Origin of the sequence: Bradyrhizobium acaciae, assembly GCF_020889785.1 — a bacterium.
GTDB lineage: Bacteria > Pseudomonadota > Alphaproteobacteria > Rhizobiales > Xanthobacteraceae > Bradyrhizobium > Bradyrhizobium acaciae.
On sequence record NZ_JACMYK010000080.1, the window covers coordinates 24,324 to 32,403 of the forward strand.

Here is an 8,080-nt window from a genome sequence, read left to right on the forward strand (position 1 = left end):
AACATGACCGTCATCTCGATCCAATCCCAGGTCGCCTGGGGCCATGTCGGCAACAGCGCCGCGACCTTTCCGATCCAGCTGCACGGCATCGACGTCGTCGCCGTTCCGACCACGTTGCTCAGCAACCGTCCGGGCTATCCGACGATCCGCGGCCGGGTACTCGACGTGCAGCTCGTCGCCGACCTGCTGCGCGGGGTCGAGGAGCGTGGCGCGGTCGAGGCCGCGCGGATGATCCTGTCGGGCTATCTCGGCTCAGCCGACATCGCCATGGATGTCGCCGACTTCGTCGCCCGTGCCAAGGCACAAAACCCGGCCCTGCTTTATTGCTGCGATCCCGTGCTCGGCGACCGCGACCGTGGCATGTTCGTGCGATCGGACATTCCGCCACTGGTGCGCGACCAGCTCTGTGCGCTGGCCGACATCATCACGCCCAACCATTTCGAGTTCGAATTCCTCTGCGGCGCGCGCGTGACGACAATCGATGACGTGGTTGCGCAGGCACGCACGCTGATGGCGCGGGGACCGGAGACCATCGTCGTGACCAGCGCCGAGCTTGCCGGCACGCCCCACAGTGAGATCGAGACGCTGGCGATCGAGCATACGGGAGCCTGGAGAGTGCGCACCCCGCGCGTGCCGATCAGCCCGTCCGGCACCGGCGACCTGTTCGCCGCGCTGTTCGTCGCCGCGCGCGTCCGCGGCCTCGCGACCCCGGAGGCGCTCAGCCATGCCGCGTCCGGCATCCACGGCGTGCTGGAGCGCACCGCGCAGAGAGGAACCGAGGAGATGCGGATCGTCGAAAGTGCCGACGTGATGCTCGATCCGAAGCCGCGCTTCGCGGCGGTCGCCATCCCCGCATCCTGACATCCGGAACCCACGACATGATCGACCTCACCACCCTCCTCACCTACGCCGCCGTCGTGCTCGGCCTGTTCCTGATCCCCGGGCCCGCGGTGCTGCTGGTGCTCGCGCGCTCGGTCACCGGCGGACCGCGCGTCGGCGTCGCCACCGGGTTCGGCATCGCGCTCGGCGATCTCGTCCACACCGCGATGGCGACGTGCGGCCTGTCGGCCGTGCTGATGACCTCGGCGCTCGCGTTCTCGATCATCAAATATGCCGGCGTGATCTACCTGATCGTGCTCGGCATCCGCGCACTGTTCGAGAAGAACGACGAGCTGCATTTGCCGGCGTCGCAGCCGGTCGATCCGCGCCGCGCGTTCCGGCAGGCGGTCTGGGCGGAAATGCTCAATCCGAAGACCGCGCTGTTCTTCCTCGCCTTCCTGCCGCAGTTCGTCCATCCCGGCCACGGCTCGGCCGTCGCGCAGTTCGCGACGCTCGGCCTGATCTTCGTCGTGATGAGCGCGGCCTATACCTCGCTGCTCGCGCTCGCCGCCGGCCGGATCAGCCCGTGGATCAGGCGGCATCGCCGCATCGGGCAGTGGCAGGGCCGCGTGGTCGGCACGATCTATATCGCACTCGGCATCCGCCTCGCGTTTCAGGAGCGCTGATGTCTCCACTGAAGCCCCAAGCCACCTATGACGACTTCGCTCGCCTCGACATCCGGATCGGCAAGGTGGTCGAGGTGCAACCGTTTCCGCGCGCCCGCAATCCCTCCTACAAGGTCGGCGTCGAAGTCGGCGCCGAGCGGATCATGTGGTCGAGCGCCCAGATCACGAATTACGAGCCGGCGGCGCTGGTCGGCTCGCTGGTGGTGTGCGTCTGCAATCTGGGTGCGAAGAACATCGCCGGCTTCACCTCGGAACTGCTGATCCTCGGCGCCAGGGACGCCTGTGGCCGGGTGATCGTGCTCGGCCCGCGCAGCGAGGTGGCGATCGGCGAGCCGATCTTCTGAGGTCACAGAGATCACGGCCGCGTGATTCAAATCGTTTGGAATCCCCGTAGTTTACCGATGGGGGATCACCCGGATTCTCGGCGCCCGCGCGCGCTGCTATTCCAATGCGCGAGAATCGCTTCGGCATGGGAATCGGAAGATGTCTGCAGTTTTCTTTCACTGCTCCGACGACAAGCACGTCATCCTGGATCGCACCGGCGTCGCAATGGACCTTTCGGAGGCGCGCCTTTATGCGGAGCAGCTTGCACGCAGCTTTGTCATGACACCGAGTGTGGAAGACTGGCGCAACTGGGCGGTCCACGTCACCGACGATATCGGAACGGAAATCTTCGAGCTGCCGTTCACCGCCATCCTCGGCGAGCTGCACTGAGGGCGTGTCATGAGTGCGATGGAACTTGCCCTGCAGCCCCTGCGCCGCCGCTTCGCCCGCCTCGTCGTGCGCTGCGTCACGCTGATCGATGGCGTCATGAACCCCTATCGCCCTGAGCTGTACTACATGCGCGGGCCGGGTCCGAAGTGCCACGCCAGGCGGCAAGCCGCCTTGCGCGACTAGCTTCAGGGCGTCAGCGACGAGAAAAGGCCGGCGGGCGTTACGCCACCGGCCTTCTCCTGCAGCTGCCGGTTCCCGGAGTCCGGTTCCGCTGCAATTCCAACTGGGCTCAAGCTTGCGACGACAGTTTTAATCAAATCTTAACGCCATGGCGGTGAGCTGGATCGCAGGACTTCTTCGCCGTGCCGCGCGTGCTCAATCGCTTGTCTTGCGTCATGCGCTGCACATCGTTTTTGCGCCAATCGCTGGTTGATTGTGCGTGATGCATCTTAGGGAACGCTCGACTCAGTGTTACCCTGTGATGCAAACCGAAACGGAGAACTTCGGAATGCCGTACTACACCTTCGATCTCGTGGTGGGGGACGAGTTCCGCAATCAAGGAACGATCATCCTCGAAGACATCAGCGTCGCCTCCGATCGCGCCGATCAGCTCGCCAACGAGCTGTCGCAGGTCAAGCCGGAGTTGAAGGCGTGCGGCTGCGCCGTGCGCGTCACCGACATTGACCGGCACGAGCTGTACCGGACACCGCTCGATCCCGTGCCACGTTGGCGCAGGACGGGCTAGCGCCGGCAGGAACCGGGTTCAGCTGATCGCGCTTGTCGGCGCGCGGTGCTGATCTTGCTGCGCATGGCGGCAGGTAACGCTGCCCTGCAAGACCAGCCCGCGCGTAACCAGATCACTTCTTCAGGTTCAGCCGGCCGATGAAGTCGCGCTTGCCGAGCGGCGCGCCCTTGTGACGCAGGATGTCGTAGGCTGTGGTCGAGTGGAAGAAGAAGTTCGGCAGCGAGAACGACATCAGGAATCCTTCGGCCGTGAACGGCATCGAGCGGTCACCGACCTTGAACATCACTTCGCGCCCGAGCAACGCATTGACCGCATCCGGCGTCAGCGTCGACAATTCGCTCTGCGCGTCCTTCACCAGCGCCTGTAGCGCGGCGTAGTCCAGATCGGGCTTGCCGGACGGCGGCACGAACACGCCGTTCTTCGCGGCATCCATCGCGCCGCGGGAATGGTGCGCGAGCGAGACCACCTGGAAGCGGAACGGCAACATGTCGGGAAACAGCCGGGTTTCGACGATCTCGGCCGGATCGACGCCGGCATCCTTGAAATGCGCCAGGCTCTTGTCGAGAAAGCCCGAAGTGGCGCCGAGGATCTGCAGATAGTTGGCAACGGTCGCGTCGTAGAGTGAAAAGGTCATGGCGAATTCCCCCATATAGAATTTGTCTGCTGCTTGCCGCCGCAGAGTTCCCGGAATTTCCGGCGAAGGCAAGCGGCAGTGGGGATTCGCAAGTCGAATGGTCCAGCGCCCAGCGCCGGATCATTCGATCAGCACGTGGCTTCTGACCGTCAGCTTTGATGCGGTCCGCGCATCATCTTCAGGGCGTCCTCGATATGACGCCAATCGCGGGCGTCTTCGGTCTCGCCCTTGCGCTCGCAGGCCACGGCGTTCTGCGCGGCTTGCGCGATCGCCTCGGGGCCGTGCTTCAACAACATCTGCCGGGCGATGGTGTGGATCTGCATCTCGGCTATCATGGCGTTCTCCTCGGCTGTCTGACCCCGCGGGACGGGCATTCGGCGCATCCCGCGGCGCTGGCATAAGAAACCGCTGAATGCCGCGTCTGGTTCCCATGCGCGACACAATCAGCGGTTCCCACGCGCCGCGGCGGCGGTTACAGAGGGGCAACCTCCGTCCCTTCTTGAGTTGCCGTGCCATGGCGCAGAACATCTACGACGATCCCGGCTTCTTCGCCGGCTACAGCCAGTTGCCGCGGCAGGTCCGCGGCCTGCTCGGCGCGCCCGAATGGCCTGCGATCCGCGCCATGCTGCCCGACATCGGCGGCAAGCGCGTGGTCGATCTCGGCTGCGGCTTCGGCTGGGTGTCACGCTGGATGCGCGAGCAAGGCGCGTCCGACGTACTCGGCGTCGACCTCTCGCAGAACATGATCGCGCGCGCCACCGCCATGACGCAGGATCCGGCCATCACCTTCGAGATCGCCGATCTCGAGACGCTGGAGCTGCCGAAGGCAACGTTCGATCTCGCCTACAGTGCCCTCACCTTCCACTACATCAGGGATTTCGATCGGCTGGCGCGCATGCTCTATCGCACGCTCGTCGCGGACGGGCATCTGGTCTTCACCATCGAACATCCGATCTACATGGCGGCCGCCCATCCGGATTGGGTACACGACCAGGACGGCCGCAAGACCTGGCCGGTCAACCGCTATTTCATCGAAGGCGAACGCCGGACGGATTGGTACGTCAAGGGCGTGCTGAAATATCACCGCACCGTCGGCACCACGCTCAATGCGTTGATCGGCGCCGGCTTCACGTTGCGCCATGTCGAGGAATTCTCCCCGACGCGGGAGCAGATCAAGGCGATGCCTGAACTCGCCGACGAACTCGAGCGTCCAATGATGATGCTGGTGTCAGCGCAGCGCTAGCGCATGATCCGGAAAAGTGCGAAGCGGTTTTCCGAAGAGATTATGCGCAAACCACGAGGCATCACGCCGCGAGCAGCTTCTCAAATTCCTCGGGCGGGTATGATTTTCCGTCCTTGTCGGTGATCACCACCTGCCATCCCTCGCTGGCCCAGACCCTGGCCTTGGCGATGATGATGAACGTGCTCTCCCGCTCGATCCTGACCGTTTCGTTCTCGCGTTCTGCGATCATCTTGTAGGCCAACGCTTGTCCCTCGCCAACGTCATCCATCCGGCGGTGTGTTGGCAGCGGCTTTGGGCCGCAATTCGCTGGGAGTGTGACAATTTGGTGGAAGCCCCACTGCAAGATGCGGCAGAGCGCAATTTGCGGTCGCGGCTACGCCAGTTTGCCTATCAAAGTCGGCATATCGAGCGCCGACGAGTTGACATTGACGCTGCGCGCGAATCGCAGCTGCGGTCCCTCGAAGGTGCAGGTCACGGTATCGCGGAACGCCGATTCGACGAAAGTCCAGGTCATCACGAAGGTGCGCAGGTCGCGCCAGGTGCCGCTCGCGACCACCCGCATCATTTCGGGCTGGTACTCGTGATGCAGCTTGTTGCCGGTCATCGTCGTGGTGCCCTCGCGCGGCGCGTCGAGACCGACCTCGATCTTGTGCGTACCCCTGCCGTCCTCGAGCGTGAAGGTGCAGGTCTTGCCGGCGAAGCTGAGACCGACCGATTTGATCGCATCGGCATTCTCCGGCATCTGCCATGTCTTGCCGGAAATCTGCACCGCGACCGGCGACGATGCCGGCACCAATGGCGGCAGCAGCTGCAAGGCCGCGGTGCGCGCCTTAAGCTTCTCGGCATCGGCATCGTTCTTCGTCACTGTGCCTGCGAACATCGCGGGGAAATGTCGGAACACCAGTTTGTTGAAGCCGGTGCGTTGCGGAATGCCGGCGGTGATCGCGAGCACGGCCTTGTGCTTGGGGAAGACGAAGCTGAGCTGGTCGAACAGCCCGTCGGCGTAGAACGTCTCGGGGCCGATCCACCATTGATAGCCATAGGTGTCCTTGACATGCGGCTGCTGCACCGCCTCCACCCAGTCGGCGGGCAGCACCTGCTTGCCTTCCCACATGCCGTTCTGGGCGTACAGGATGCCGAGCTTGAGGCAATCGCACGCGGCGCGCATCCCTAAAAGAAAAGCCCCGCCTCGGTGGGACTCCAAGGCGGGAAAGGTTCATTGGGTAGAAATCCACGCGCCTGGAAAACGAGAGCGCGGGAAGTAGCGGCATCAATTCTATTCGGACCGCTGGTTCGGACAACGGGATTAAAGCGCGCACAACACCGGGACTTTTTCCCGATCCGGCCGGCAACAAATCCCGAACCTTGCTCGAGCGACGCGGCTCACTGTACGACGTCGAGCCTGACATTCGCGACGCCCTTGCCGATCATGCCGAGCGACTGCGCGGCAGAATACGAGACATCGACGATGCGCCCGGGAACGTAAGGTCCGCGGTCATTGACGCGCACCGTGACCGACCGGCCGCTCTTGACGTCGGTGACGCGCAGCCTGGTGCCGAACGGCAATGTCGGATGCGCGGCGGTCAGTTCTCGCCCGTCGAACTTCTCGCCGCTCGCGGTCTGCTGCTGTTCGCTGTAGAAGCTCGCGACCCCCTGCGACGCAATCCTGGTGTCTCCGCTTTTGCGCGAGGCGTACGGCGTGTGCCTGTGCGCTGTCGCGACGCGTGTGCGCGCGACAGATGACGCTGCCCGTGTCGGCCCAGCCGATGCCGGCCTGCTCGCGAGCGCCTGTGAGCGCTGGCTGACAACGGAAGACTGCGCGCAGGCCGCGAGCGACGCGGCTCCGATCATGATGGCGAACAGCCGGAGCGGCTTGCGCGCCTGGGCAAACAGGACCGCGGGCACAGCACCGCGCGCACTGCGTTTGACGTCGACGTACGAAATGACTGCATCGTCGCGTAACATGTTGCATCCCCAACTCGCGCCCCAGCCCAAGCCGAAAATCCAACGCCCAATGAGCCGAATCCAATCAGGGCGGAACGGTGGCGGTGCGCGGTCAGACACGCCTCACGCAGCGCGATTTCCCCTCAGGTGTGGTGGATGCGCCACACAACCCGGGCGCTTCGCCTGGGAATACAGTCCGGTGCCGTCCGCGTACGGACATGGATGCCGGCGCCTCGGCCGCCGGTTTCGGTTCCCGAAACTCCTCAACCTCTCCACCCTCTCGCCTTGCTTTGGTCAAACCGGACTGGAGTCGTGGGGCCCGGGCCAGGGGTCGAAGCAGAGCGAGGATTCGCCGGCCGCCATTTGCGGTTGACCTTGGACTGAAACGGGGACCGCCAATGCAATCGACACTTAAAGACGCTGATCCGCACGATATTTTCGCGATCGAACCGAGCTTCACTGCAACCCGCCCGGACAATGCAGCGGCGCCCGCACAGGCCGGCAAGGCAGCACCCGGGCAGCGCGAACCGTGGTTCGGCCCGAAGCCTGCCGCCCAGAGTCTTGCGCCCTCGTCTGCACCGCCGATCGCGTCCGCCGCTACGGTCGCCTCAGTGCCTCCGGTCACGCCGACGTCAGTGATGCCGGCGCCACCAGCGATGCCCGAGTACAGCGCCGCAAGCCATGATGGCAGGCTGGACGACATCAGACTGGAGCGCGCGCCGCGCCCGACCAACAAATGGGCGATCCGCGCCTTCTGGTTCGTGTTCGCGATCGCCGGCGCCATGGGCACCGCGGCGTGGCAGCACTACGGACATCGCGTCAAGCAGGTGGTGGCGGAGTACGCGCCCCAGGTTGAGGCCCTGACGTCGCTGCTGCCGGGGAAAACGACTGCCGCTCCCGATCCGGCGAGCCCACCGGTCGCGCAGGCGGCGGCCGCCGATCAGCCGGCGGAGGCCGCTCCGGCCGCAGCCCCACAGGACGCTGCCACTGCGCAGGCCACCCCTGCCGCAGCACCAGCGGCCGCAGCAGCGCCGATCGCATCCGCCACCGCGACGACGCCGGCCGCATCCGCACCTGACCAAACGCAGTTGTTGCAGTCGATGGCACGTGACCTCGCGTCGATGGGACAGCAGATCGAGCAGCTCAAGACCAGCATCGATCAGCTCAAGGCCGGCCAGGATCAGTTGACGCAGCGTGTCGCGCGGACAACCGAAACCAGGGCGGTCGAGCCACGGCCGGTCGCCCCTCGGCCGCGCGCCGCGATCGCGCCGCCACCGACGGTCCCCCACACGGCG

At 64.9% G+C, this 8,080-nt stretch carries 13 protein-coding genes; 8 read left to right on the forward strand and 5 right to left on the reverse strand.

Going from position 1 to position 8,080, the window contains the following annotated elements:
• The first annotated feature begins 3 nt into the window (after window positions 1-3).
• The 6 genes from pdxY to H8A92_RS25900 all read left to right on the forward strand — a co-directional run bounded on the left by pdxY (window position 4) and on the right by H8A92_RS25900 (window position 2,964).
• Window positions 4-861, forward strand: a complete 858-nt coding sequence (gene pdxY / locus H8A92_RS25875; RefSeq protein ID WP_229198378.1) for a pyridoxal kinase PdxY — start codon at window positions 4-6, stop codon at window positions 859-861.
• Window positions 862-878: 17 nt separating this feature from the next.
• Window positions 879-1,505, forward strand: a complete 627-nt coding sequence (locus tag H8A92_RS25880) for a LysE family translocator (RefSeq protein WP_229198379.1) — start codon at window positions 879-881, stop codon at window positions 1,503-1,505.
• Window positions 1,505-1,849 (forward strand): tRNA-binding protein, encoded by a 345-nt coding sequence (locus H8A92_RS25885; protein ID WP_229198380.1) that lies wholly within the window; start codon window positions 1,505-1,507, stop codon window positions 1,847-1,849. Before H8A92_RS25880 ends, H8A92_RS25885 begins: the two co-directional genes overlap by 1 nt.
• 139 nt (window positions 1,850-1,988) lie before the next feature.
• Window positions 1,989-2,219, forward strand: a complete 231-nt coding sequence (locus H8A92_RS25890) for a DUF6894 family protein (RefSeq protein ID WP_229198381.1) — start codon at window positions 1,989-1,991, stop codon at window positions 2,217-2,219.
• Window positions 2,220-2,228: 9 nt separating this feature from the next.
• The gene (locus tag H8A92_RS25895; RefSeq protein WP_229198382.1) at window positions 2,229-2,402 is read left to right on the forward strand and encodes a hypothetical protein; all 174 of its coding nucleotides are present in this window, start codon (window positions 2,229-2,231) and stop codon (window positions 2,400-2,402) included.
• A 325-nt stretch (window positions 2,403-2,727) separates the two neighbouring features.
• The gene (locus tag H8A92_RS25900; RefSeq protein WP_338026626.1) at window positions 2,728-2,964 is read left to right on the forward strand and encodes a hypothetical protein; all 237 of its coding nucleotides are present in this window, start codon (window positions 2,728-2,730) and stop codon (window positions 2,962-2,964) included.
• A gap of 112 nt (window positions 2,965-3,076) precedes the next feature.
• Here the strand turns inward: H8A92_RS25900 and H8A92_RS25905 are convergent, their stop codons facing one another.
• Together H8A92_RS25905 and H8A92_RS25910 are read right to left on the reverse strand one after the other, a co-directional pair.
• Window positions 3,077-3,598 (reverse strand): DUF1993 domain-containing protein, encoded by a 522-nt coding sequence (locus H8A92_RS25905; RefSeq protein ID WP_229198384.1) that lies wholly within the window; start codon window positions 3,596-3,598, stop codon window positions 3,077-3,079.
• A 149-nt stretch (window positions 3,599-3,747) separates the two neighbouring features.
• Entirely contained in the window at window positions 3,748-3,933 is a 186-nt protein-coding gene (locus H8A92_RS25910; RefSeq protein ID WP_128970955.1) for a hypothetical protein, read from the reverse strand.
• A gap of 179 nt (window positions 3,934-4,112) precedes the next feature.
• Here H8A92_RS25910 and H8A92_RS25915 point away from each other — a divergent pair, with 179 nt between their 5' ends.
• Entirely contained in the window at window positions 4,113-4,841 is a 729-nt protein-coding gene (locus tag H8A92_RS25915) for a class I SAM-dependent methyltransferase (protein WP_229198385.1), read from the forward strand.
• Window positions 4,842-4,902: 61 nt separating this feature from the next.
• Here the strand turns inward: H8A92_RS25915 and H8A92_RS25920 are convergent, their stop codons facing one another.
• The 3 genes from H8A92_RS25920 to H8A92_RS25930 all read right to left on the reverse strand — a co-directional run bounded on the left by H8A92_RS25920 (window position 4,903) and on the right by H8A92_RS25930 (window position 6,806).
• Window positions 4,903-5,109 (reverse strand): hypothetical protein, encoded by a 207-nt coding sequence (locus H8A92_RS25920; RefSeq protein ID WP_229185400.1) that lies wholly within the window; start codon window positions 5,107-5,109, stop codon window positions 4,903-4,905.
• A 105-nt stretch (window positions 5,110-5,214) separates the two neighbouring features.
• The gene (locus tag H8A92_RS25925; protein WP_229198386.1) at window positions 5,215-6,009 is read right to left on the reverse strand and encodes a serine hydrolase domain-containing protein; all 795 of its coding nucleotides are present in this window, start codon (window positions 6,007-6,009) and stop codon (window positions 5,215-5,217) included.
• A gap of 215 nt (window positions 6,010-6,224) precedes the next feature.
• Entirely contained in the window at window positions 6,225-6,806 is a 582-nt protein-coding gene (locus H8A92_RS25930) for a septal ring lytic transglycosylase RlpA family protein (protein ID WP_420831367.1), read from the reverse strand.
• Between the two features lie 377 nt (window positions 6,807-7,183).
• Between H8A92_RS25930 and H8A92_RS25935 the strand changes: the two genes are divergently transcribed.
• On the forward strand, window positions 7,184-8,080 hold an 897-nt coding region (locus H8A92_RS25935; protein WP_229198387.1), incomplete at its 3' end, for a hypothetical protein.

Coding starts and splice junctions, on each gene's coding strand:
- H8A92_RS25890 (WP_229198381.1), top strand. CDS start 1,989: ATGTCTGCAGTTTTCTTTCACTGCTCCGACGACAAGCACGTCATCCTG.
- H8A92_RS25925 (WP_229198386.1), bottom strand. CDS start 6,009: ATGCGCGCCGCGTGCGATTGCCTCAAGCTCGGCATCCTGTACGCCCAG.
- H8A92_RS25885 (WP_229198380.1), top strand. CDS start 1,505: ATGTCTCCACTGAAGCCCCAAGCCACCTATGACGACTTCGCTCGCCTC.
- H8A92_RS25930 (WP_420831367.1), bottom strand. CDS start 6,806: ATGTTACGCGACGATGCAGTCATTTCGTACGTCGACGTCAAACGCAGT.
- H8A92_RS25905 (WP_229198384.1), bottom strand. CDS start 3,598: ATGACCTTTTCACTCTACGACGCGACCGTTGCCAACTATCTGCAGATC.
- H8A92_RS25900 (WP_338026626.1), top strand. CDS start 2,728: ATGCCGTACTACACCTTCGATCTCGTGGTGGGGGACGAGTTCCGCAAT.
- H8A92_RS25920 (WP_229185400.1), bottom strand. CDS start 5,109: ATGGATGACGTTGGCGAGGGACAAGCGTTGGCCTACAAGATGATCGCA.
- H8A92_RS25915 (WP_229198385.1), top strand. CDS start 4,113: ATGGCGCAGAACATCTACGACGATCCCGGCTTCTTCGCCGGCTACAGC.
- H8A92_RS25895 (WP_229198382.1), top strand. CDS start 2,229: ATGAGTGCGATGGAACTTGCCCTGCAGCCCCTGCGCCGCCGCTTCGCC.
- pdxY (WP_229198378.1), top strand. CDS start 4: ATGACCGTCATCTCGATCCAATCCCAGGTCGCCTGGGGCCATGTCGGC.
- H8A92_RS25880 (WP_229198379.1), top strand. CDS start 879: ATGATCGACCTCACCACCCTCCTCACCTACGCCGCCGTCGTGCTCGGC.
- H8A92_RS25910 (WP_128970955.1), bottom strand. CDS start 3,933: ATGATAGCCGAGATGCAGATCCACACCATCGCCCGGCAGATGTTGTTG.